Origin of the sequence: Streptomyces sp. NPDC059785 (genome assembly GCF_042732375.1) — a bacterium.
Classification (GTDB): domain Bacteria; phylum Actinomycetota; class Actinomycetes; order Streptomycetales; family Streptomycetaceae; genus Streptomyces.
In genome coordinates this window covers 112,326-133,794 of the sequence record NZ_JBHWHV010000012.1, presented here as the reverse complement: position 1 = coordinate 133,794, position 21,469 = coordinate 112,326, and the positions used below count along the sequence as shown (strand labels likewise).

Sequence of the window (21,469 nt, the reverse complement as noted above, 5' to 3'; positions counted from 1 at the left end):
TGATACTCCTCGCCGCCCGCTGCCTGTGTCATGGATCCACCCAAGCGGTGATCGGAGAACGGGAGAAGACATGCAGCGCACCAGCACGACGTTCGGCCCCAGTCACCTGGTCATCGAGACCGGGACACCGCGGCCCGACGCCACGACCATCGTGGAGCGCAAAGGACTGGGCCACCCGGACACGCTCGCCGACCACCTCGCCGAACACCTCTCGCGGGCGTACAGCCAGTACACCCTGGAGCGCTTCGGTGCCGTCCTGCACCACAACTTCGACAAACTCGCCCTGCTCGGCGGCGCCAGCGAGGTCCGCTACGGAGAGGGGAAAATGACCTCGCCCGTCCGTGTTCTGATCAACGGGCGCGCCGCAGCCGTCTGCGGCGATGAGCAGATTCCGGTCGAGGGACTCGCCGAGGCCACCGTGCGTGAGTTCTTCGCCGAGCGGCTCCCGGAGGTTGCCGACCACCTCGACCTCCGGTTCCACATCACGAGCAACTCCAGCCCCGGCGCCGTTCTGACCGACGGTGCCGACGCGGAGCGCACGCGCTGGTTCGCGCCGCGCTCGGTGGAAGACCTGCGGGAGCGGCGTGTGCTGCTCGCGAACGACACCTCGCTGGGCACCGGATGGGCGCCGGAGAACCGTTTCGAGTCCTTCGTCCGGGAAATCGTCGACCACTTCAGCGGCACCAGCCCGTTCACGGCACGGCACCCGTGGTGCGGCAGCGACGTGAAGCTCATGGGCTACTGGGACGGCCAGGCCGCCGACGTCGTGCTGTGCGTTCCGCAGAAGTCCTCGTTCGTCGACAGCCGCGCCGCCTACCTCGACAACAAGCACACCGTCCGCACCGAATGCGAACGCCTCGCCGCCGTGCACCTGCCGGGAGCGCCGGTACGTTTCCGCCTCAATGTGCGGGACGTGCCGGAGAAGGACGAGTTCTACCTGACGTACACCGGTAGCTCCATCGAGTCCGGTGACGAGGGAGTCGTCGGCCGCGGCAACCGCGTGAACGGCCTGATCACCCCGCTCCGGCCGATGAACATGGAGGGCGCCAACGGCAAGAACCCCGTCTACCACGTCGGCAAGCTCTACAACCTGGCCGCCACCCGGCTCGCCGAGCGGCTCCACGCCGAGTTCGACGGTCACGCGGAAGTACACCTGGTCAGCGCCACCGGCGAGCGGCTCGACCGGCCCTGGCGCATCCTGGTGCGGCTCTCCTCCGAGGACGTACCGCCGGAGAAGGTGCAGGAGTTGGTCAAGGACGCGCTCGCTGCGTTCCCCGACCTCACCGAGGAGATCGTGCACCGCGGTGTGGTGATGAGCTGATGGCGACCGCGCCGACGCTGCCCACCGTCCCCGCGGGCTGCCGCAGCCGGCTCACCGCTCACTACGGGCCCGCGGTGAACGAGTGGCTCGACACCGTGCCCGCTCTGTTCGCCACGGCCGCTGAGAACTGGGGCTTCACCGTCGGCGCGTACCACGACGCGGGGCACTCCGCCGTCCTGGCGACAGCCGCCGACGCTCAGGGGGCTCCTCTGGTCCTCAAAGCCTGGCCGGACCGGAACCGCTACGTACACGAGACCTCCGCATTACGGCTCTGGTACGACGACGACGGCCCCGCTTCCGCATCCGTCCTGCGCGCCGACGACAACGTTCGGGCAGCCGCGGCGCTGACCATGGTCGGCGGCCATCCCGGCGGCGCGGTCCGGCCCCCCTCCACCGCCGAACACCTTCTGGTCGCCGAGGCACTCCACGGCCTCCATGCCACCGGACGGACAACGCCGCGGGCCGCCATGACGGACTTCCCTGTCCTCGAGGCGTACGTCGAGGAAGAGGTGGTGCCCCGCATCCACCGCAGGAGAGCACGGTTCGCCGGGCGGCAGATGGTCGACGCGGCGCTTTCCGTCCTCGTCGGGCTGCGTGAGGCATCGGACCGCACGACCGTGCTCCACGGTGATCTGTACCGCGAGAACATCCCCTTCGACCTCGACGGGGAGCCCGTACCGCTCGACCCCCTGCCGCTGCGCGGCGACGCCGTCTTCGACTGGGCGTTCTGGGTCGTCTACTACGAACTGGGGGCCCGTACGAACCACCGTTTCCGCCAGGCACTCACGACCTCGGGAATTCCCCTCACGGACCTGCTGCCCTGGTGCGTGCTGCTCAGCCTGGACGGTCTCCTCTACTACGCGGAGACGGGGGACTCGCGCCTGCCCACCATGACCGCCGTTCTGAACGCACTCCTCGTACGCTGCCGAAGGTCCATGCAATGACCACCTTCCTTCTGCGGCACGGCCGCACTCACTACAGCTCGCGCTATCTGGTCAACGGGGACGCCCGGCTCGCGCTCCCGCTCGACGACGAAGGGGCCCGCGCCTGCCGGACCGAGGGCCCCGCCCTGCGGGCGAAGGCGGCCGCCCGCGTCTGGGCCGTCAGCACCTTCACCCGCACCCACCAGACCGCGACTCTGCTCAGCGCCGATCCGGACCTGCGCCCGCACGTCCTCCCCCAGCTCGACGAACTGTCCTACGGCACCTTCGAGGGCGGACCTTTCCTGGACTACGCGACGTGGCTCCAGCAGCACGGCCCCCGAGCACGTCCGCCGGGCGCCCCGGAGTCCCAGCACGAAGGCATCCGCCGCATGCTGTACGGCGTCCGAGCGGCCCTGGACCTCCCCGGCCCACGCGTGATCGTCTCCCATGGCCTGCTGCTGTCCGTGCTCGGCTGGGACCTGACCCGTCCGCCGGGTGCCGCCATGCCCCTCTTCTTCCCGGAAGCACCCTGCCTGGCGCCGTTGCGCTACGCCGACGATCATCTGAAGGAGCGGACGGAGGCACTGCTGTCCGAGCTCGCCGGCCCCGCCCCGGAAGATCACGCCACCCGGCCGGGCTCCGCCCACGCGATCCCGTCCGCGAACGGGAGCGGCCCGGGCGGCGCAAAGAAATCGGACACGGCGACCGCCCACGACCTTGCTACCGTCGGACCACTATTCATTCCGTCCGAGGAGCAAAGCCCTCATGCATGATGCCCGCGTTCTGCTCGACATGGGTGATGAAGCCGTTCGCCGCCTGTCCCGCCGCGGCTACACCCTGGAGCTCTCCGCTCTGGAGAGCCTGCAGTCCCGTCGGAACAAAAGCATCCAGACCGGCGACGAGCTGCGCTCGGAGGCCAAGCGCGTAGCCCAGGAGGTGCAGCGCACGGCGAAGCAGGGCGGTGACATCTCAGCGCTCAAGGAGACGGCGCGCAAGCTCAAGGAGCAGGTCCGCGAGACCGAAGCCGAGCTGGAGACGGTGCAGGCGGAACTGACCGAGCTGCTGCTGAGCATCCCGAACCTGCCGGCCGACGAGGCACCCGACGGTGACTCCGAGGCCTTCGCGGTGGAACAGCGTCGCGTCGGCACCCCGCCGGCCTTCTCCTTCGAGCCCAAGGACCACGTCGACCTCGGTGAAGCCATGGGGATCTTGGACTTCGGCCGTGCGACCAAGCTGTCCGGTCCGCGCTTCAGCGTCCTGCGGGGCGTCGGCGCCGCCCTGGAGCGGGCGCTGGCGACCCTGCTGCTGGACCTGCACACCCGGCGGCACGACTACGTCGAACACTCGGTGCCGTTTCTGGTCACCCGCAAGACGATGACCGGCACCGGCCAGCTGCCGAAATTCGAGGAGGACCTGTTCAGGACCGGTGTCGCCGATCGCGACCTGTTCCTGATCCCGACCGCCGAGGTCCCGCTCACCAATCTCTACGCGGACGAGATCGTCCCGCCCGCAGAGCTGCCGATCGCCCTGACCGCGCACACGCCGTGCTTCCGCTCGGAGGCCGGCTCCTACGGACGGGACACTCGCGGCCTGATCCGGCAGCACCAGTTCGCCAAGGTGGAAATGGTCCGCATCTGCGCCCCGGACCAAGCACGAGCCGAGATGGAGAAGATGGTCGGCCACGCGGAGGCCTGTCTGAAGGAACTGGACCTGGCCTACCGTGTGGTCACCCTCGCCGCGGGCGACACCGGCTTCTCCGCGCAGCTCACCTACGACCTCGAGGTCTGGCTGCCCAGCCAGAGCACCTACCGGGAGATTTCGTCGGTCTCCGACTTCGGCACCTTCCAGGGCCGTCGGGCCGGCATCCGTACCCGGGACGCGAACGGCAAGCCCACCCCGGCCGCCACGGTCAACGGCTCCGGCCTGCCCATCGGCCGCACCCTGGCCGCCGTCCTGGAGCAGCACCAGCAGGCCGACGGCTCGATCCTGCTGCCTCAGTCCCTCGTCAAGTACCTCGGCTTCCGCCGGATCAAGGCGGACGGCACGCCCTCGGAGGCATAAGTGATAGTCGGCGTCTGCGACTTCCCCGGCAGTTACGCTTTCCCCCCGGCCGGATACGGCGGGATCGAACGATGGCTCTGGGCGGTCGCAGTAGGCGCCCGAGCCGCAGGCGCCGACGTCCACCTCCTCGGTCCGCTCTGGCGCGAAGACCTCGCCCCGCAGTGGACCCGCCGACCGGTCCGTCTGGAGGATCTGGAGGCGGGGTCCCGCACCGCCCGCGACCTGCGGGCCACCAACTACGACCTGCTCGTCGTCGGCCACGAATACCCGACCCTGTCCGCCTGGCGTCGCATGCGCGACACGCTGGACTGCGACGTGGCCACCTTTCAGCACAATCCCGACTTCCAGCACGCCAGTGACGCATTCGACGGCGAGCGCACCCGGCTGTACTGCTACTCGCCGGAGATGACCGAGCGGTACGCCGCCCACCAGCCGATTCCCGAACTCGCTGTGCACCTGGGTCTGGACGAGACCGAGCCCCCGTCCGCTCCGGGCCGCGACCTGGTCTGGCTCGGCCGCATCGACGAGGAGAAGGCTCCGCACCTGGCCGTACGTGCCGCCCAGATCCTCGGCCGCCGCATACGACTGGTCGGTCCGGTCTTCTCCACGGCCTATGTACGCAGCCATGCCCGGCTCTTCGACGCCGGCCATGTCGAATGGGTCGGTGAGGTGGGCGGCCCCGCGAAGACCGCTGCCTTCCGTGACGCCTCCGTGTTCGTCTACACCTACGGCCGCACCTATGTGGAGGCAGGCGCCGCCGTCTTCGGCGAATCACTTCGCGCCGGCACTCCCGTAGCCGCTCTGGCCTGGCGCAAGGGCACCTGCGCCGAAGCCGCGCTGTGCGACCGCACGGGCGCGGTCACTGTCGTCGACCCGGGGCAGGACGACGAGGCGGCGGCCCGGTCCCTGGCGGAGGCCGTGGTACGCGCCGAGGCCCTCGGCCACCGCGAGGTCCAGGCCATCGGGCAGCACCGCTTCGATCCGCAGCGCCACTTCTCGGCACTGGCGTCCCGGCCGTGCTGACCGCCGCCCGGCTGCCAGGCGTTCTCCGCAGGGCACTCGGCCCCCACTGGGAATTCACGCTCGACGGCGACCGCCTGTCCATCGAGCACCCGAAACGGGGCACCCCCTACCGGCCGCCCCGGCGTCACCTGCCCTGGCCGGAGCTTCTGGCCACGCTCGAAACCTCCTTCGCCGACCTCGGCGTCCCCCGCGCCGAGCCGCTTCCTCTGCGCTGGGGACGCGAGACCGAACTGACTGTCTCAGCGGTACAAGCCCTCGACCCGTATCTCAAACACCGCCGCCCCTTCCCGTACCGCCGGGGCTTCCTGCCGCAGCCGGTCGTCCGGCTCACCGGCCGGCGCGACGAACACGGCAATCTTCGCGACGGCTTCCTGACGTCCTTCGTCAACGCGTCCCGCATCCAGCCCATCAGCGACGTGAGCGAGTACGGCACCGTCCTCGACGAGTGGCTGACCGTCCTCTCCCGACTGAGCCTCCACGCACGCCACCTCAGCATCTACGGCGACCTCAGGATCTGGCAGCGCCGACAGGTGCGGGGCATCACCCTGCGCTACGACCACGCAGGTCTGGAGCTCGGCGACATCGTCCTGCTCTGGAACGCCGAAGACCCCTCCTGCATGGCGGTCGACCTCGGCACCGCCCTCGAACGCCTCGCCTGGGTCCGCTCCCGCCGCCGATGGCACGAGCTCATCCACGGCCGCTTCACCGACACGGCCGCGCCTGCGACCCTGGACGCCCTGCGTACGGCCACCTTGCTCCTCGGTCAGGGCATCGCACCGGCAGCCCGTGGCGCAGGAAGCATCACCCGCAGGATCATCGACGCGATCCCTTCTTCGATGCCGCCATTGGGCCTGAGCGCCGCCGTGCGTGAGAACCACGCGTTCTGGGCCCTGACAGCGCAGCTCGTCCCCTGGCCGGACATCAGCCGTCGTCTGGAGGGACTCACGCCGATGTGCGGGCAGCCCGTCCTACGCGCACGGTGGAGCCCCGTGACGCTCGGAAGCAGTCAGTGACCTGACTCCGGGGGTGAATCGGCGGGAACTCAAGGTGCCTACCGGTGGGTTCTCCCGGTGCTACCGGTGAGCAGTGGCCGAAGCGGTGACCCGCTGGATGGCCTCGATGGCTATGTCGGGGCGGTCGACGTGGATGTAGTGACCGCTTCCGGCGGCGGTGCTGAGGCTGCTGCGGCGGGAGAGCGCACGCCACTCGCGCTGGCCGTCGGCCCACATCCGCTCCAGGGCGGGCCCGTAGTCGGGGACCTCGGAGTACTGGGACTCGTGCTTGATGATCCGCACCGGGATGTTCCCGGCGGAGCGGACCCCGGCGTCGGCGATGAGGAACCGCTCCGGGTTCTGCCCCTCGTTCACCGCGATGGTCTGGTCGCGCAGCTCGGCCGCCATGCCGGTGGCCGATGCGGGGATCGCCTTCGTGACCCCGGCGGTCAGGGCGGGGATCGTGGCGTCCATCAGGACCAGGCCCTTGACCCGGTCCCGGTGGTCGGGGGCGTAGCGGGCGGCGATGTAACCGCCCAGGGAGTGGCCGGCCAGGACGACCGGGCGGTCACCGGCGATCCGGTCGAGCACCCCGGTCAGGATTCTGCCGGTGTCGTCGATGGTCTGGGTGCCGTTCGGCTGGTCGCTCGCGCCCTCGCCGAGCCGGTCGTAGGAGCAGACGCGGACCTTCTCACTCAAGGATTTTTGCAGGTCGGCCATCGTGTCGAGACCGTCGCCCCCTCCGGCCATCAGGACGACCACCGGCTTGCGTCCGGCCGAGCGGCCGGAGCACGAGACGTTGACGGAGTGACCGCCGACGCGGATCTTCCTGGTGCCCGAGACCACGCCCCCGTGGCCGTGCCGCCCGGTCGCGGCGGAGGCCAGCGGCGACTGCGCCTGGGCGGCAGCCTCCCCGTAACCGGCGATGCCCGCGCCGGCCACGGCACAGAACGTCACGGCCACAGCGGTTGCCTTGAACGAGCGGTTCACGGGGGCCTCCAAGAGACATGGTGAAGTCGAGAGACGTCGGGAGAAGACGAGGAAGAAGAAGACGACACCTCGTACGCTATGGAGCCCGCGACCCCGAATCGTCACCCCGACGAGGGCTTTTCCGCGTAGCTCTCAAGGGGGACGAACGACCTCCGAGGCGGGAGACGGGCACCGACGGGCCACCGGCAAGATGCCCACGGATACCGACGGACACCGACGGATACCGACGGACCCCGACGGACCCCGACGGACCCCGACCGGCACGGTCAAGGCACCGTCAGACGCCACCCTGTCCACCCTGTCCACCCTGTCCACCCTGTCCACCCGAGTCCACCCGATAAACGATCTTCCCGTCCAACTCCGCGAAACCGAGCGCCGTATAGAAGTCCCGCGCCCGCGGATTGTCGCGATCAGTCAGCCACTCCACCCGGCTGCAACCGGGGCGGGCGGCGGCCAGCGTACGCAGTTCGCTCATGAGCCGGGCTCCCACACCCTGCCGACGGAGGCCGTCGCGTACGTACAGCTCCTTGAGGAACAGGGAGTGGGTGGAACCCGCCGCGGGCCAGAGGAAGGAGTACGAGGCCAGACCGGCGAGGTCGCCGTCCGCGTCCTCGACCACGAGGGCGCACGCCAACGGCGGCGAACCGAACAGAGCCTCACCGACCTGCGCGCGGCGCTCCTCGAACGGCTGCACCTCGCTCGCCCCGTAGAACCGCTCGATCTCCTCGACCAGCCCGGCCAGACCGTCGACGTCGCGCTCCTCGGCGGCCCGAATGGTCACGCCCATGGTCATCTCGCTCTCCCCTCACCGTCGTTGCCTGCCGACAACCTCTCACCAGCGCACTCGCACCAGCCACCGCACCGGCCCCGTCAGGCCCCACTGGGTAAGGTCGAGTGACACCGAGCGGGGGAGGCAGCGCCATGGCCAGCGACATCGTGATCGCGCAGACGACCGTCGACGACGAGGAGCGGGCGCAGGTACTGGCGCGCGGCGCGGTCGAGAACCGCCTGGCGGCGTGCGCCCACATCGACGCGCCGTTCACCGCGGTGTACCGCTGGAAGGGCGCCGTCGAGACGGCCCGGGAATGGCGCGTCTCGTACAAGACGACCCTCGACCGGCTCCCGGAACTGGAGGCGTGGGTGACGGCCGAGCACCCCTACGACGTCCCGGAGTGGATCACCCTGCCGGTGACGGGCGGATCCGACGCCTACCTCGCCTGGGTGGTCGAGGAGACGCGTCCGCAGTAAGCGCCGTATCGGGCAGGGGAGACCAGCAGGCGTCGTGCTCGTGATGTGGTGCTGACGGTGACGGCGGCGGGACCATGACCTGCGGCGACGCCGATCTCGACTCGCGACCGGAACCGCACCTGGTTTGCGCCGGACGAAGTGCGACTCGTCGTCGAGGTCGTCTCCCCCGAGTCGGCCCACCGCGACCGCACGGTGAAGCTCCACAAGTACGCCGAGGCCGGTATCCCGCACTACTGGTGCATCGAGGACGAGAACGGCTCCCCCGTCGTCCACGCCTACGAACTCGACGCACCAACCCGCGCCTACGCACCCGCCGGCATCTTCCGCGGCACCCTCGAGCGCCCGGTGCCGTTCGAAGTCAGCCTGGATCTCGACAGCCTCGTACCGCTGCGCCCGGGGACGTGAACAACAGCCACCGGCACCCATCCGACGCAACGGACGGACGGCTGACCGCGCGAGGGCCCGAGCCACGCGCCGCGCCAGTACCGTGGTTCTCCGTGGACGGACAGCTGAGTGACGCGGAGCTCGACGAGCTGATCGAGCAGGCCACCGTGGACGCCTACGGTGACGACGAGCAGCTCACCGGTCTCTTCACGATGATCGAGGAGCATCTGGCCGTCCCCTTCACGACGGTCGTCCTCGGAGTCGAGGTCACAGTGAAGAAGGTGGACCTGCTGCCCGGCAGCCAGATCGTGGCCGTCTGCACCCGGGGCAGACACCGGCAGACGATCGGCATCCTCGACCTTCCCTTGCCGGACCCGGCGCCCGAGGGTGTCGAGTGGGTCGAGGCCTACCGGCGCTGGGGACCGTGACGGCGCAGAACTCGGCGTACGGCGCGGGGACGACTGCTGCGGCGATAGGGTCCACCCTGTGAGCGAGTACCAGTACTACGAATTCCAGGCGCTCGACCGGCCGCTCAGCTCCGAGGAGCAGGAGCAGCTGCGGGCCATCTCCACCCGGGCCCGCATCACCGCCACCAGCTTCACCAACCACTACGAGTGGGGCGACCTCAAGGGCGACCCGCGCCGCATGACCGAGCGCTACTTCGACGCCCACCTCTACGTCGCCAACTGGGGCACCCACCGGCTGCTGCTCCGCCTGCCCAAACAGTCCCTGAGCCTGCCCACGGCGCAGGTCTACTGCCTCGGCGCACACGTCGATGCCTGGACCACCCGCACCCACCTCCTGCTCGACCTGACCAGCGAGGACGAGGACGGCGACTGGATCGAGGGCGCCGACGACTCACTCGCCGCCCTCATCGGCGTACGCGACGAACTCACCACCGGCGACCTGCGCCCCCTCTACCTCGCCTGGCTCTCCGCGCTCACCGCCCGGGAACTCGAGGACGACGACGAAGACGAGTACCGGACCTGCCCGGAGCCACCCGTCCCCGCCGGACTCGGCGAACTCACCGCACCACAGCGCGCACTCGCGGACTTCCTGCGCGTGGACGCCGACCTGCTGACCGCCGCGGCCCAGGCCAGCCCCGCCCCGCCCAAGAAGCCGGCCAAGCCCACGAAGAAGGAACTCGCCCCGCTGATCGCCGCCCTGCCCCAGAAGGAGAAGGACGCCCTGCTGCTGCGGCTCGCCCTCGGAGGCCCGGAACCCGGTCTGCACACCGAACTCCTGCACCGTCTGCGCGGCACCACCACCCCGACCCCTGCGGCCCCCGGTCGCCGGTCCGCCACCCACCTCCTGGACGCCGCCCACACCCTGCGCACCGAACGCCGCCAGCACGCCGAAGCCGAACAAGCCGCCGCACGCGCCCGGCACCTGACCGCCCTCGCCGACCAGGCCGAATCCGTCTGGCAGCAGATCGAGGCGCACATCGCCACCAGGAAGCCCAGCGCCCACGACCAGGCCGTCACCCTCCTCGCGGACCTGCGCGACGCCTGCGCCGCCCCCGGACAACGCACCGACTTCCACCAGCGCCTGACCCGCCTGCGCGAGGCCAACCGACACCGCCCCGGCCTCCTCCGGCGCCTCGACGGGCGCAACCTTCGATAGGGCCGCCGGATGGCTCGGACTCCCGGCTGTACGGGCGCGAAGCCGTGCACACGGCTCCCGATACCGTCGACGTCTCCGCTGTTCCAGCCGGTCACACACCTTCCGGCCACCACGGACCGGCCACGCCGGATGCCAGCGCTCCTGGGCAGCCTGGCGTGACCGGCGCGGCCGGGTCGTTCCCCGGCAGTTCCGAGGATCGATCGAGCTGCTGAAGTGGGGCGGTCGGCCTGCCGCCTCACTCAGGGCGACGGCCGGAAGCCGGCGGACATGTCGAGGTGGAAGGGGGAGCCTGAAGCCGGCGGGCTCCAGCCTTCGCGAAGGGCTGCTTCGATGGCTCGGGCGACGTCGGACGGCAGTACCGGTCTGGCCTCGCGTCCCATCCAGTTGCCCGAATGCGGCTGGGCGGTGGCGGCCACCAGCGTCGTCCCCGGGGCTGAGGGCTGTCGGCAGAGTGACTTCCGGCTTTGACCTTGGCCAGGCGGGCTGTCTCGCGAGGTCATCGAGTGGAACGGCGCTTTGGCGTTCGTGAGTTATTTTCCGACGGCTCCCTGGGCCGCTCAGGGGTCGACCGGGGCCGGCGCACGTGTTCTCGGCGTTTCCTCAGGCCGAGAACGAGAGATAACGCCGTCTCAGATGGTCGGGGTGAGAACGAGAGGTAACGCCGTCTCAGATGGTCGGGGTGTCGTCAACAATTGGCCTGTGGATCTCAACGACCGGCTTCCACCCCGCGGAGAACTCGATGAAGTCCGCACGGGTGGGGTAGGTGTCGATCGCGCGACGGTCACGCTTGGGGCTGTCGCTCCCCTTGCGCCCCCGGGGAATCTGCTCCTCGAAGATGTCGACCTTCACGTCGGGAACCTCCTTGAGGCCCTGGCGCCAGATCTGCACGACGTCGGCGCCGAACGCCTGCCGGGCCGCAGCGTAAAGGGCCGTGAGGGCCCCCTTGTCCCCACCAGGGACGAAAAGTGCCAGGTCCAGCACGACACCGGCGGACTGCAGGACCTCGATGGTCACCGAGCCGTTCTCGTCGGCCACATAGATTCCGGCTTCATTCTCATCGTCAGGAAGGCAGGAAACCTCTTCCTGGAATACGGTTCTCGCCGTGATCGAGCCGCCCTCAAAATCCTCACCGGACTTGGCCAGAAAAGCAGGGACATAGCAGTCGGGAAGTTTGAGTTCTGCCGTGTCGGCGGAAACGAAGATCCTGTCCTTCACGCCGAGCTTCGTCACCTCTTCCAGCGAGAGGCGGCGAGCGGCGATCTTCTCCGTGTTCACGATTTCCCTTTCAGGTTGCACTGTCCCTCCGAACGAGGACGCTACCACGAAACCCCGAGGTCAACTGCCCAGTAATCGCTGGGTAAATGGCCTCCGATGACCTGCACGCGAGGATACCGAAGCGAGTGCCACTCGGCCGGGAACACGCCTCCACCAGGCAGTGGCCCTCGTCATGGTGTTGGGGATCAACTAACGGTTGCATTCCGGTGCGTTGGGCAGCACGGAGGGACTAAGAAGAGAGTTTCGGTAGATATCGCCCATGCCCCCTTCGGGGAGGTGGCGGCGAGATAAGTCGAAGCGTTCGTCGTACATCTCGAAGGGCGCCGCGGAAACCAACCGGATGGTTCGACGGCGCAACAACGCAGACACCCCCCGGCGACATCTGCATGGAGCGCGAACCGGAAGTCGCGTACTACCGCGCCCTCTTCGGTCAAGTCCTCGGCGTAGTCGTCTGACGCCCGCTTGCTGTCGTCTCGTCATGTCGGGCGGGGTTCGGTAGATGGTCACCTCGGAGAACGACCTGCCACAGATCCTGGCTCCACTCATGAAACTCGTCGAAGGATCCATCGAACAGAGTTGAGGAACGAGATAGGCAGGCAGTCGACTCAGACACGACTCGGTATCGGCCCGGCGAAGCGCAGTGCAGTGCACGCCGTGACGTACGAGCCTGTGACCATGCGCTTCGAGCCGAGTTCTCGTGCACCGCGCTTGCCGGGACCCGATGACCGAGATGGCAGTCTTTCAGACGTGCGAGGCGACGGGTTCGCGGGTGGCTGCATGAGCCTGATCGTGCTGCTCATCGAGATCCCGGTCGCCGTCCTGCTGGTGCTGACCTTGGCCATGCGTGGATGGGCCGGTGCGGACGAGCGAATCGCGACGCCCTCCATGGACTGGGTCCCGGTCCTCTGGCTCGGCGGGTTCACCCTGGGCGTGCTCGTGGTCGCCGCGACCTTCTTGTACTCGGCGCATCCGTTCGCCGGAGCGGTACAACTGCTCGTAGCAGCCGTTGCGCTGATCTTCACAGTGACCGTCTGGCACGAGGAGCATGAGCGCGCCCACCCGTCTCCAGTGCCGACGTGCCCGACAAGGGCCGGGACGCCCTGCGCCTCACCGAGCCCGGAAACCGACCGGTAGAGCCCGCGGCGGACCGCGGAGCGCTAGGCGAACGGCTACGGCAACTGCCTCGGACCGCCATCCGCATGCAGCTTGGCCATGTGCCTCAGATGGCAACGAGTCGCCCGCTGCCGTCTCGGAGCTGCGCCTTCTTCTCTCCGCAAGCCTCGTTGCGCTGAGTGAACGTCGCCGGGATCACGAACCAGACGGATTCCGTCCCCCTACGGCTCAGGAACCCCCAGTCACCTCCGGTGAGTTCGTGGACGATGTGCAAGCCGCGCCCGCTCTCGGACAACACCGCGCCCAACGCCTCCAGGCCGCCGCCGCGGTTCTCCTCGGCCGGAGCGTACGGTGCTCCGGCCCACGAATGGACCGGCGAAGCCGAAAACCGCGAACCCCGCAAACACGCCCAGGTCCGCTGGGTCGATGCCGATGCCATCCCAGAAGAGTTCGTGGACACCACTCCGAGCGCCGTCCACCGCTACCTCGCCGACGGCCCCCAGGCGTCGCTGGACGGGTGGAAGTAAGGACCAGCACTGCGCCACCGTGACCTGCACCTCCCGCAGCGGGGGCCAGGTGGCCCGCACTTCCATGCGAGGGCGCGGCACCTTCAGGACTGCTCGGCGGCGACCTTCCGCAGCCAGCGGCGAGTCCGCCGCCGGTTGGCCAGCAGCACCACGTCGGCTCGGCCGACGGCAAACTCCTCGATCTTCGCCATGACCCGGGGCCGCATCCTGCGACGGTACGTGACGACGTACTTGATCACGCCCCAGTGGATGCGGTTGTGCACACCGTTGCCCTGGTGCCCCGCCCCATGCCGGATCTGCCGGGAGATGACCCCGTACAGCGCCGCCACGGTCGACACATCCATCAGGACCACCGTGTCGCAGGCTTCGAGCCGGACCTGCAGCGTCGAGTTGTAATTCCCGTCGATCACCCACCGCGGCCGCGCGACCAGCTCGCGTTGCAGGTCGGTGAACTTGTCCATGGGTAGCGCGTTCCACTCATCGTCGTAGAACGCGGCGTCCAGGTGCGTTACCGGGGCGCCGAGAACCCTGCCCAGTTCGCGGGCCACGTGCGATTTGCCGCTGCCCCCGCAGCCGACGACAGCGACCTTCTTCAAGGTGCTCCAGCGTGTAGAGATCGGGTGGCCGGCGGTGACGCGAGGCCTCGTTCGTCGGAGCCTGCCATTCCCGCGCAGCCTGCCTACAGTCAGTAAGCAACGATTCCAGTCGTCGCAACATCCGGCTACGACGAGATCCGCACCCACGAAGGTTCAAATACAGCGCGCTTTCGCGAGCCGCACCCAGCTCCAACCCAGCAACAGTACGGATGACCAAGGACGACAATAGGTGACGACCCGTCAGCTCATACAGCGCGGAAACAGCGTCGGACACAGCGACGGGGTCGCTCCGAATCGGAGCGACCCCGCCTGACCTGCGCATTTGCCAGGTCGCCACATAGATGCTGCGGAGCTAGTTAAACGTTGAACCGGAACTCCACCACGTCCCCGTCCTGCATCACATAGTCCTTGCCCTCCATGCGGGCCTTGCCCTTCGCTCGGGCCTCGGCTACTGCGCCCGTGGTCACCAGGTCGTCGAAGGAGATGACCTCCGCCTTGATGAAGCCCTTTTGGAAGTCGGTGTGGATCACGCCGGCCGCCTCGGGGGCCGTGGCGCCCTTCTTGATGGTCCAGGCGCGGGATTCCTTCGGGCCTGCCGTCAGGTAGGTCTGGAGGCCGAGGGTGTCGAAGCCGACTCGGGCGAGTGTCGCGAGGCCCGGCTCTTCGGCGCCTACCGACTCGAGGAGTTCCATCGCGTCCTCCTCGTCGAGCTCGGCGAGGTCCGCCTCCAGCTTGGCGTTGAGGAAGATCGCCTCGGCGGGGGCGACCAGGGCGCGCTGCTCGTTCTTGAAGTCCTCGTCGGTCAGTTCGTCCTCGTCGACGTTGAAGACGTAGAGGAACGGCTTGGTGGTGAGGAGGTGGAGGTCGTGCAGGAGCTCCTCGTTGCCGGAACCCTGGACGATGCCCGCCGAGAAGAGCGTCTCGCCCTTCTCCAGGATGGCCTTCGCCTCCTCGACCGCCTTGACCTTCGGCGCCACGTCCTTCTTGATCCGCGACTCCTTCTGGAGGCGCGGCAGGACCTTCTCGATCGTCTGGAGGTCGGCGAGGATCAGCTCGGTGTTGATCGTCTCGATGTCGTCCTTGGGCGAGACCTTGCCGTCGACGTGGACGACGTTCTCGTCCGCGAAAGCGCGGATGACCTGGCAGATCGCGTCGGATTCGCGGATGTTCGCGAGGAACTTGTTGCCCAGGCCCTCGCCCTCCGAGGCGCCCTTCACGATGCCCGCGATGTCGACGAAGTCGACCGTCGCCGGGAGCACCCGCTGCGAGCTGAAGATCTCGGCCAGCTTGGTGAGGCGGGCGTCGGGGACGCCGACCACGCCGACGTTCGGCTCGATCGTGGCGAACGGGTAGTTGGCCGCCAGCACGTCGTTCTTGGTCAGGGCGTTGAACAGGGTCGACTTGCCGACGTTGGGCAGACCGACGATTCCGATCGTGAGCGACACGTTGCGACTTCCCGTACGTGAGGATGGGCGGCTGGGCCTGCGCGGTGAGCGGGCCGATCCACCAGTCTACGGCGTGCGGCATCCCGCACCGGCGACGTATCGAACGCTTGGCCAAGGTCTGCCCAACGGCGTGTCCCAGGCGTCATTCGGCACATTAACCGACCTAAGTTGGTTCGGTGGAGCAACACAGCACGCGTTCCCCGCAGCCCAGAGCCCGACGCGGTACGCCGCTGCCCCCGCAGACGGGACGCGGCGGATCCGGCGCCGGTCGGCCCGCCGCGCCCGCCGGCCGGCGCGGCCCCTCGGCCGCCGCACGGGGCGGGCAGGGGGTCCGGCAGAGTGCCGCGCCCGGCCGACGGCCGGTCCCGGCGGTGGCACGGGGAGCACGGCGGATGCCGAACCCCCGGCTCACCGGGCTCGGCAGCGGGCTGTTCTGCGGTGCGCTGATGTTCGCCGTGGCCTGCCTCGACCAGTTGCTGTTCGGGGCGTCGCTGACGGTGTACGGGGTGCTCTTCCTGCCGGTCTGCGCGCTGACCGCCGTCTGGGTGCGGCCCGGCGACCTGGTCTCCGCGCCCGTCGTCGTACCGATCGCCTTCGCCTTCGGGATGCTGCCCGTCGCCGACGGCGGCAAGGGCTTCGGCGGCCACCTGATGGGGCTCGTCACGGCCCTCGCCACCCAGGCGGGCTGGCTGTACGGCGGGACGCTCGTCGCGGGGCTCATCTCGTCCGTGCGGAAGGTGCGGCAGATGGGGCGCAAGGCTGCCGCCGCCGCGGCCGCCCAGCGGCGGCCGCCACAGGTCCACGGGGCGGCCGCGCCTCGGTCAGCCGCGTCGCAGTCAGCCGCGCCACGTTCGGCCGCGCCGCGTTCAGCCGCGGTCCAACCGGGTGCGGCTCAGGCGGCTGGAGCTACGGCTCGTCCGGCTGGGGCTCACCCCGCGGCGGACCAACCGGCTGCGAACCCCACGGCCGCGGGCCCCACGGCTGCGCCCCGCCCCGCTGCGGCGACTCGGCCGCGTCGTCGTCCGGTCTGATCCGGTCGCACGTCCGGACCGACCCGGGCGGCGCCTCGGTGTTCCCGGTGACGTCCGGCGCCGGCACGGCAGGCCGTCCAGCCGTCAGAGCGCCTGCGCCGCCTTCGCCGCGCGCATCGCCGCTCCCACGATTCCCGCGTTGTTCTGGAGCGCCGCCGGGACCATCTCCGCCTTGATGCCCTGGATCAGCGGCAGGAACTTGTGCGCCTTGCGGCTGACGCCGCCGCCGATGATGAACAGGTCGGGCGAGAAGAGCATCTCCAGGTGCGCGAGGTACTTCTGGACGCGGTGCGCCCAGTCCTCCCAGCTCAGGTCCTGGTCCTCCTTGACCTTGGTGGAGGCGCGCTTCTCCGCGTCGTGGCCGTGCAGCTCCAGGTGGCCGAGCTCGGTGTTCGGGACCAGGACGCCGTCGCTGAAGAGGGCGCTGCCGATGCCCGTACCGAACGTGAGCAGGAGGACCGTGCCCTGGCGGTCGCGGCCCTGGCCGAACTGCATCTCGGCGACGCCGGCCGCGTCCGCGTCGTTCAGCACCGTCACCGGGAGACCGCCGAGCCGCTCGCTGAGCAGCGCACGCGCGTCGGTGTCGACCCAGCCCTTGTCCACGTTGGCCGCCGTGCGCACCGTCGAGCCGCCGGTGACCACACCAGGGAACGTGATGCCCACGGGGCCGGTCCAGCCGAAGTGGTCGACGACCTCCTTGACGCCGTCGGCCACCGCGTCCGGCGTGGCCGGATGCGGAGTCAGCACCTTGTGACGCTCTTGGGCCAGCACGCCCTGATCCAGGTCCACCGGAGCACCCTTGATGCCGGAACCGCCGATGTCCACGCCGAAGATCTGCATGGCTCTACGTTACGTCGTACGACTGACAGTCACTCACCGGAGGGGGTCAGGGGTTTTCACTTGCCCGACGTACGCTCCTCGATCAGTGCCGCCGCCTCCGCGCGCAGGTCCCGGCGGAGTTCCTTCGGGAGCGAGAAGGTGATGGACTCCTCGGCCGCCTTGACGATCTCGACGTCCTCGAAGCCGCGGGCGGAGAGCCATTCGAGCACCTGCTCGACCAGGACGTCCGGGACGGAGGCGCCCGAGGTCACGCCGACCGTCGTCACGCTCTCGAGCCACGCCTCGTCGATCTCGTCGGCGAAGTCCACCAGGTACGCCGTACGGGCGCCCGCGAGCTTGGCCACCTCGACCAGGCGCTTGGAGTTGGAGGAGTTGCGCGAGCCGACCACGATGACCAGGTCGGCCTCGGCGCCCATCTGCTTCACGGCGAGCTGGCGGTTCTGCGTGGCGTAGCAGATGTCGTCGCTCGGCGGGGAGATGAGCTGCGGGAACTTCTCCTTCAGCGCGTCCACCGTCTCCATGGTCTCGTCCACCGACAGCGTGGTCTGGGACAGCCAGACGACCTTGGAGGGGTCGCGGACCTCGACCTTGGCGACGTCCTCGGGACCGTCGACCAGGGTGATGTGCTCGGGGGCCTCGCCGGAGGTGCCGATGACCTCCTCGTGGCCCTCGTGGCCGATGAGGAGGATGTCGTAGTCCTCCTTGGCGAAGCGGACGGCCTCCTTGTGGACCTTCGTGACCAGCGGGCACGTCGCGTCGATGGTGGCGAGCCTGCCGGCCGCGGCCTCCTCGTGGACGACCGGGGCGACGCCGTGCGCCGAGAACATGACGATGGACCCCTCGGGGACCTCCTCCGTCCGCTCGACGAAGATGGCGCCCTTCCGCTCCAGGGTCTGCACCACGTACTTGTTGTGGACGATCTCGTGCCGGACGTAGATGGGGGCCCCGTACTGCTCGAGCGCTTTCTCGACGGCGATCACGGCGCGGTCCACACCCGCGCAGTAGCCACGGGGGGCGGCGAGCAGGACACGGCGGCCAGACGAAGCAGTCATGCGACCCATCGTAAGGCCGCGCTCGGCAGGTCGATGTTCGTCCTTTTGGGGACACTGGTCGGGTACGGGTGGGGGCACTGTCGACTTACGGGAGGGGCGGGGCCAGGCGCGACGCTCGGAGGCACGGATGTCCCACACGCAGACCACGCCCGGTGCGGCGGGCGGTCCCGGCGGGGAACACGACCGCGGACGCGGGCTGCGGCGCACCCTCGGTTTCCGCGACCTGGTCGTCTACGGGCTGCTGTTCATCGCCCCCATGGCGCCCGTCGGCATCTTCGGGACCCTCGACGCCAAGTCGCACGGCGCGGTCGCGCTGGTCTACGTCGTCGCCACCGTCGCGATGGCGTTCACCGCCTTCAGCTACGCCCAGATGGTGCGCGTCGTCCCCCAGGCGGGCTCGGTGTTCGCCTACGCGCGCGTGGGGCTCGGCAAGGAGGCCGGGTTCATCGCCGGCTGGATGGCGATGCTGGACTATCTGCTCATCCCAGCGGTGGCCTACCTCTTCTCCGGGATCGCGCTGAACGCCCTGGTCCCGGAGGTCTCCCAGTGGGTGTGGACCGCGCTCGCCGTCGTCGTCACGACCCTGCTGAACCTCTGGGGGGTACGGGCCGCGGCCCGGGTCGGTTTCCTGGTGCTCGCGCTGGAGATCGTCGTCCTGCTGGTGTTCGTGGTGTCCGCGATCGTCGTCCTCGCGCGCGAGGGGGCCGAACGGGGGTGGCTGTCGCCGCTGTCCGGCGACGGGTCCCAGGGCGCGTTCGCGCTGTCCGCGGTGATCGGCGCGGTCTCGGTCGCCGTCCTGTCCTACCTGGGCTTCGACGCCATCGCCTCGTTCGCCGAGGAGGTCACCGGCGGGTCGGAGAAGGTGGCCCGTGCGGTGCTGTTCTGTCTGCTGCTGACAGGTGTGCTCTTCGTGGCGCAGACGTATCTGGTGGCGCTGCTCGAACCGCTGCCGTCCGCCCGGCTCGCCGCCGATCCCGCCGCCCAGGGGTCCGCGTTCTACGACGCCGTCGACGTCTCTGTGGGCACCTGGCTGCACAATCTGGTGGCCGTGAGCAAGGCGGTCGGAGCGGCGTTCGCGGCGCTCGCCGGGCAGGCCGCGGCCGGGCGGCTGCTCTTCGCGATGTCCCGCGAGCGGCGGCTGCCGCGGGCGCTGTCGCGGACCGACTCCGGGGTGCCGCGCGCCGCGGTGCTGTGCGCGGCCGTCATCACGCTGGTCGCCGCGGTCTGGGCGGCGCGGCGCGACGACGGTCTCGACCAGCTGGTGTCCGTCGTCGACATCGGGGCGCTCACCGCCTTCACGCTGCTGCACGCGAGCGTGGTGGGCTGGTTCGCCGTACGGCGCCGGGGGCCGGGCGGGGCGGTCGTCTGGTGGCGGCACCTGCTCGTACCGGTCGTCGGCGCGGCGATCACCGTCGCGGTGATCGTCGAGGCGTCCGGGGCGGCTCAGGTGGTGGGGGCGGTATGGCTGGTGGTCGGGGTTGCGGTGCTGATCGTTCAGCGGGGGCGGGTGCCGGATGTTCCGGGGCCTCGGTCGTCTGGGGCGCGGTGACGTTCGGGGGCGGCTCGTGGGGGCGGCTCGTGGGGCCGACTCGTGAGGCCGACTCGTGAGGCCGACTGGCGCCGACTCGTGAGGCCGACTGGCGCCGGCTCGTGAGGCCGACTGGCGCCGGCTCGTTCGGGGCGTACGTCGGGTGCTGGGCCGCGCGGTCCGGCGCGCGCCGAGGTGCATCCCCATCGTCTGTAAGCCTTCGGCCTACGCAGGCCATCCGTCCCAGGCGTCCGGGCGTTGTCGGTGGTGGCCATTACGCTCGGGCGCATGGCTGTGAACAATTCCGCGGACGCCCCGCTGCCCGTCGGTGAGGTGTCGCGGCTCATCGGTGGCTGGATCGACCGGCTCGGCGCGGTGTGGGTCGAGGGGCAGATCACCCAGCTGTCACGGCGCCCTGGCGCGGGCGTCGTCTTCATGACGCTGCGCGACCCGTCGCACGACATCTCGGTGAGCGTGACCTGCTACCGGCAGGTGTTCGACGCGGTGGCCGACGTGGTCAGCGAGGGCGCGCGCGTCGTCGTCCTCGCCAAGCCCGAGTGGTACGCGCCCCGGGGCCAGCTCTCGCTGCGCGCCTCGGAGATCAAGCCGGTCGGCGTCGGCGAGCTGCTGGCCCGCCTGGAGCAGCTGAAGAAGAGTCTCGCGCGTGAGGGGCTGTTCGCGGTCGAGCGCAAGAAGCCGCTGCCGTTCCTGCCGCAGCTCATCGGGCTGGTCTGCGGACGTGCCTCCGCCGCCGAGCGGGACGTCCTGGAGAACGCCAGGCACCGCTGGCCCGCCGTCCGCTTCGAGGTGCGCAACGTTCCCGTCCAGGGGGTGCACGCGGTGCCGCAGGTCGTCCAGGCGGTCAAGGAGCTGGACGCGCACGACGGCGTGGACGTGATCATCGTGGCCCGGGGCGGCGGCAGCGTGGAGGACCTGCTGCCGTTCTCGGACGAGCAGCTGGTCCGGGCGGTGGCGTCGTGTCGGACCCCGGTCGTCTCGGCCATCGGGCACGAGCCGGACAATCCGCTGCTCGACCACGTGGCCGACCTGCGGGCGTCCACGCCGACCGACGCGGCCAAGAAGGTCGTGCCGGACGTGGGCGAGGAGCTGGAGCGGGTGGCGTTTCTGCGGGACCGGGCGCGGCGTTGTGTGCGGGCCTTCGTCGAGCGTGAGGAGCGCGGGCTCGCGCACGCGTTGGCCAGGCCGTCGATAGAGGATCCGTACCGCATGGTCGACGAGCGGGCGGCCCAGGTCGACTCGCTGCTCGACCGCGGTCGGCGCTGCCTTGGCCACCAGCTCGACCGGGCCGACTCCGAGCTGACGCACACCCACGCGCGCGTGGTGGCGCTCTCGCCCGCCGCGACGTTGAAGCGGGGGTACGCGGTGCTTCAGAAGTCGGACGGTCACGTCGTCCGTGCGCCGGAGGACGTCGGTGCGGACGAGGCGCTGCGGGCGCGGGTCGCCGAGGGCGACTTCACTGTACGAGTCGATGTGTAG

At 69.7% G+C, this 21,469-nt stretch carries 20 protein-coding genes and 2 pseudogenes; 15 read left to right on the top strand and 7 right to left on the bottom strand.

The features are described 5' to 3' along the window. Positions 1-70: 70 nt before the first annotated feature. From ACFV6E_RS12270 to ACFV6E_RS12245, 6 genes are read left to right on the top strand one after another with little or no spacing between them, the layout of a single operon-like run. On the top strand, positions 71-1,321 hold the full coding sequence (locus ACFV6E_RS12270; RefSeq protein ID WP_385460948.1) for a methionine adenosyltransferase: 1,251 nt from the start codon (positions 71-73) through the stop codon (positions 1,319-1,321). Continuing rightward, the gene (locus ACFV6E_RS12265; RefSeq protein ID WP_385460945.1) at positions 1,321-2,265 is read left to right on the top strand and encodes a fructosamine kinase family protein; all 945 of its coding nucleotides are present in this window, start codon (positions 1,321-1,323) and stop codon (positions 2,263-2,265) included. The genes ACFV6E_RS12270 and ACFV6E_RS12265 overlap by 1 nt, the downstream gene beginning before the upstream one ends. Next, a complete protein-coding gene (locus ACFV6E_RS12260) occupies positions 2,262-3,017 on the top strand; it encodes a histidine phosphatase family protein (RefSeq protein ID WP_385460943.1) in 756 nt (251 codons plus the stop codon). The genes ACFV6E_RS12265 and ACFV6E_RS12260 overlap by 4 nt, the downstream gene beginning before the upstream one ends. After that, the gene (gene serS, locus ACFV6E_RS12255) at positions 3,010-4,305 is read left to right on the top strand and encodes a serine--tRNA ligase (protein WP_385460940.1); all 1,296 of its coding nucleotides are present in this window, start codon (positions 3,010-3,012) and stop codon (positions 4,303-4,305) included. Before ACFV6E_RS12260 ends, serS begins: the two co-directional genes overlap by 8 nt. Beyond that, complete coding sequence (locus ACFV6E_RS12250) at positions 4,306-5,328, top strand: glycosyltransferase (protein ID WP_385460937.1); 1,023 nt, start codon at positions 4,306-4,308, stop codon at positions 5,326-5,328. Beyond that, entirely contained in the window at positions 5,322-6,341 is a 1,020-nt protein-coding gene (locus ACFV6E_RS12245) for a hypothetical protein (RefSeq protein WP_385460934.1), read from the top strand. Before ACFV6E_RS12250 ends, ACFV6E_RS12245 begins: the two co-directional genes overlap by 7 nt. Before the next feature lie 60 nt (positions 6,342-6,401). Here ACFV6E_RS12245 and ACFV6E_RS12240 read toward each other — a convergent pair whose 3' ends face one another. Together ACFV6E_RS12240 and haaN are read right to left on the bottom strand one after the other, a co-directional pair. After that, positions 6,402-7,310: an alpha/beta fold hydrolase gene (locus ACFV6E_RS12240; RefSeq protein WP_385460931.1), complete on the bottom strand. Its 909-nt coding sequence runs from the start codon at positions 7,308-7,310 to the stop codon at positions 6,402-6,404. A 277-nt stretch (positions 7,311-7,587) separates the two neighbouring features. Beyond that, complete coding sequence (haaN, locus tag ACFV6E_RS12235) at positions 7,588-8,103, bottom strand: cyclophane-containing RiPP N-acetyltransferase HaaN (protein WP_385460929.1); 516 nt, start codon at positions 8,101-8,103, stop codon at positions 7,588-7,590. Positions 8,104-8,231: 128 nt separating this feature from the next. Between haaN and cutA the strand changes: the two genes are divergently transcribed. The 4 genes and pseudogenes from cutA to ACFV6E_RS12215 all read left to right on the top strand — a co-directional run bounded on the left by cutA (position 8,232) and on the right by ACFV6E_RS12215 (position 10,565). Beyond that, positions 8,232-8,558 carry a divalent-cation tolerance protein CutA gene (gene cutA, locus ACFV6E_RS12230; protein WP_385163152.1) on the top strand — a complete coding sequence of 109 codons (327 nt, stop codon included), beginning with the start codon at positions 8,232-8,234 and terminating at the stop codon, positions 8,556-8,558. Positions 8,559-8,663: 105 nt separating this feature from the next. Next, a pseudogene (locus tag ACFV6E_RS12225) lies at positions 8,664-8,963 on the top strand (Uma2 family endonuclease); the annotation flags it as partial. 92 nt (positions 8,964-9,055) lie between these two features. Beyond that, the gene (locus tag ACFV6E_RS12220) at positions 9,056-9,370 is read left to right on the top strand and encodes a hypothetical protein (protein ID WP_385163150.1); all 315 of its coding nucleotides are present in this window, start codon (positions 9,056-9,058) and stop codon (positions 9,368-9,370) included. A 58-nt stretch (positions 9,371-9,428) separates the two neighbouring features. Beyond that, entirely contained in the window at positions 9,429-10,565 is a 1,137-nt protein-coding gene (locus tag ACFV6E_RS12215; RefSeq protein WP_385460926.1) for a hypothetical protein, read from the top strand. Between the two features lie 666 nt (positions 10,566-11,231). Here ACFV6E_RS12215 and ACFV6E_RS12210 read toward each other — a convergent pair. After that, entirely contained in the window at positions 11,232-11,840 is a 609-nt protein-coding gene (locus ACFV6E_RS12210; RefSeq protein ID WP_385460924.1) for a hypothetical protein, read from the bottom strand. A 777-nt stretch (positions 11,841-12,617) separates the two neighbouring features. Here ACFV6E_RS12210 and ACFV6E_RS12205 point away from each other — a divergent pair. Continuing rightward, positions 12,618-12,974 carry a DUF6234 family protein gene (locus ACFV6E_RS12205; RefSeq protein WP_385163144.1) on the top strand — a complete coding sequence of 119 codons (357 nt, stop codon included), beginning with the start codon at positions 12,618-12,620 and terminating at the stop codon, positions 12,972-12,974. A 338-nt stretch (positions 12,975-13,312) separates the two neighbouring features. Then, positions 13,313-13,480, top strand: a pseudogene (locus tag ACFV6E_RS12200) (DNA mismatch repair protein MutT); the annotation flags it as partial. Positions 13,481-13,563: 83 nt separating this feature from the next. On the opposite strand, the gene ACFV6E_RS12195 reads toward ACFV6E_RS12200, so the two are convergent. Both ACFV6E_RS12195 and ychF read right to left on the bottom strand, forming a co-directional pair. Beyond that, a complete protein-coding gene (locus ACFV6E_RS12195; RefSeq protein WP_385460921.1) occupies positions 13,564-14,076 on the bottom strand; it encodes a topology modulation protein in 513 nt (170 codons plus the stop codon). Positions 14,077-14,432: 356 nt separating this feature from the next. Beyond that, on the bottom strand, positions 14,433-15,521 hold the full coding sequence (ychF, locus tag ACFV6E_RS12190; protein WP_385460918.1) for a redox-regulated ATPase YchF: 1,089 nt from the start codon (positions 15,519-15,521) through the stop codon (positions 14,433-14,435). 392 nt (positions 15,522-15,913) lie between these two features. Here ychF and ACFV6E_RS12185 point away from each other — a divergent pair, with 392 nt between their 5' ends. After that, positions 15,914-16,552 (top strand): DUF6542 domain-containing protein, encoded by a 639-nt coding sequence (locus ACFV6E_RS12185; RefSeq protein ID WP_385460915.1) that lies wholly within the window; start codon positions 15,914-15,916, stop codon positions 16,550-16,552. An 84-nt stretch (positions 16,553-16,636) separates the two neighbouring features. On the opposite strand, the gene ppgK is transcribed toward ACFV6E_RS12185, so the two are convergent. Together ppgK and ACFV6E_RS12175 are read right to left on the bottom strand one after the other, a co-directional pair. Further along, on the bottom strand, positions 16,637-17,392 hold the full coding sequence (gene ppgK / locus ACFV6E_RS12180) for a polyphosphate--glucose phosphotransferase (protein ID WP_385460912.1): 756 nt from the start codon (positions 17,390-17,392) through the stop codon (positions 16,637-16,639). A 56-nt stretch (positions 17,393-17,448) separates the two neighbouring features. After that, entirely contained in the window at positions 17,449-18,453 is a 1,005-nt protein-coding gene (locus ACFV6E_RS12175; RefSeq protein ID WP_385460909.1) for a 4-hydroxy-3-methylbut-2-enyl diphosphate reductase, read from the bottom strand. Between the two features lie 118 nt (positions 18,454-18,571). On the opposite strand from ACFV6E_RS12175, the gene ACFV6E_RS12170 reads away from it, so the two are divergent. Continuing rightward, positions 18,572-19,993: an APC family permease gene (locus ACFV6E_RS12170; RefSeq protein WP_385460906.1), complete on the top strand. Its 1,422-nt coding sequence runs from the start codon at positions 18,572-18,574 to the stop codon at positions 19,991-19,993. 267 nt (positions 19,994-20,260) lie between these two features. Then, a complete protein-coding gene (xseA, locus tag ACFV6E_RS12165; RefSeq protein WP_385163130.1) occupies positions 20,261-21,469 on the top strand; it encodes an exodeoxyribonuclease VII large subunit in 1,209 nt (402 codons plus the stop codon).

What these genes read in the sequence shown, in the direction of transcription:
- ACFV6E_RS12185 (WP_385460915.1), top strand. Translation starts at nt 15,914, where the DNA reads ATGCCGAACCCCCGGCTCACCGGGCTCGGCAGCGGGCTGTTCTGCGGT.
- ACFV6E_RS12175 (WP_385460909.1), bottom strand. Translation starts at nt 18,453, where the DNA reads ATGGGTCGCATGACTGCTTCGTCTGGCCGCCGTGTCCTGCTCGCCGCC.
- ACFV6E_RS12260 (WP_385460943.1), top strand. Translation starts at nt 2,262, where the DNA reads ATGACCACCTTCCTTCTGCGGCACGGCCGCACTCACTACAGCTCGCGC.
- serS (WP_385460940.1), top strand. Translation starts at nt 3,010, where the DNA reads ATGCATGATGCCCGCGTTCTGCTCGACATGGGTGATGAAGCCGTTCGC.
- ACFV6E_RS12170 (WP_385460906.1), top strand. Translation starts at nt 18,572, where the DNA reads ATGTCCCACACGCAGACCACGCCCGGTGCGGCGGGCGGTCCCGGCGGG.
- xseA (WP_385163130.1), top strand. Translation starts at nt 20,261, where the DNA reads ATGGCTGTGAACAATTCCGCGGACGCCCCGCTGCCCGTCGGTGAGGTG.
- ACFV6E_RS12205 (WP_385163144.1), top strand. Translation starts at nt 12,618, where the DNA reads ATGAGCCTGATCGTGCTGCTCATCGAGATCCCGGTCGCCGTCCTGCTG.
- ACFV6E_RS12270 (WP_385460948.1), top strand. Translation starts at nt 71, where the DNA reads ATGCAGCGCACCAGCACGACGTTCGGCCCCAGTCACCTGGTCATCGAG.
- ACFV6E_RS12265 (WP_385460945.1), top strand. Translation starts at nt 1,321, where the DNA reads ATGGCGACCGCGCCGACGCTGCCCACCGTCCCCGCGGGCTGCCGCAGC.
- cutA (WP_385163152.1), top strand. Translation starts at nt 8,232, where the DNA reads ATGGCCAGCGACATCGTGATCGCGCAGACGACCGTCGACGACGAGGAG.
- haaN (WP_385460929.1), bottom strand. Translation starts at nt 8,103, where the DNA reads ATGACCATGGGCGTGACCATTCGGGCCGCCGAGGAGCGCGACGTCGAC.
- ppgK (WP_385460912.1), bottom strand. Translation starts at nt 17,392, where the DNA reads ATGCAGATCTTCGGCGTGGACATCGGCGGTTCCGGCATCAAGGGTGCT.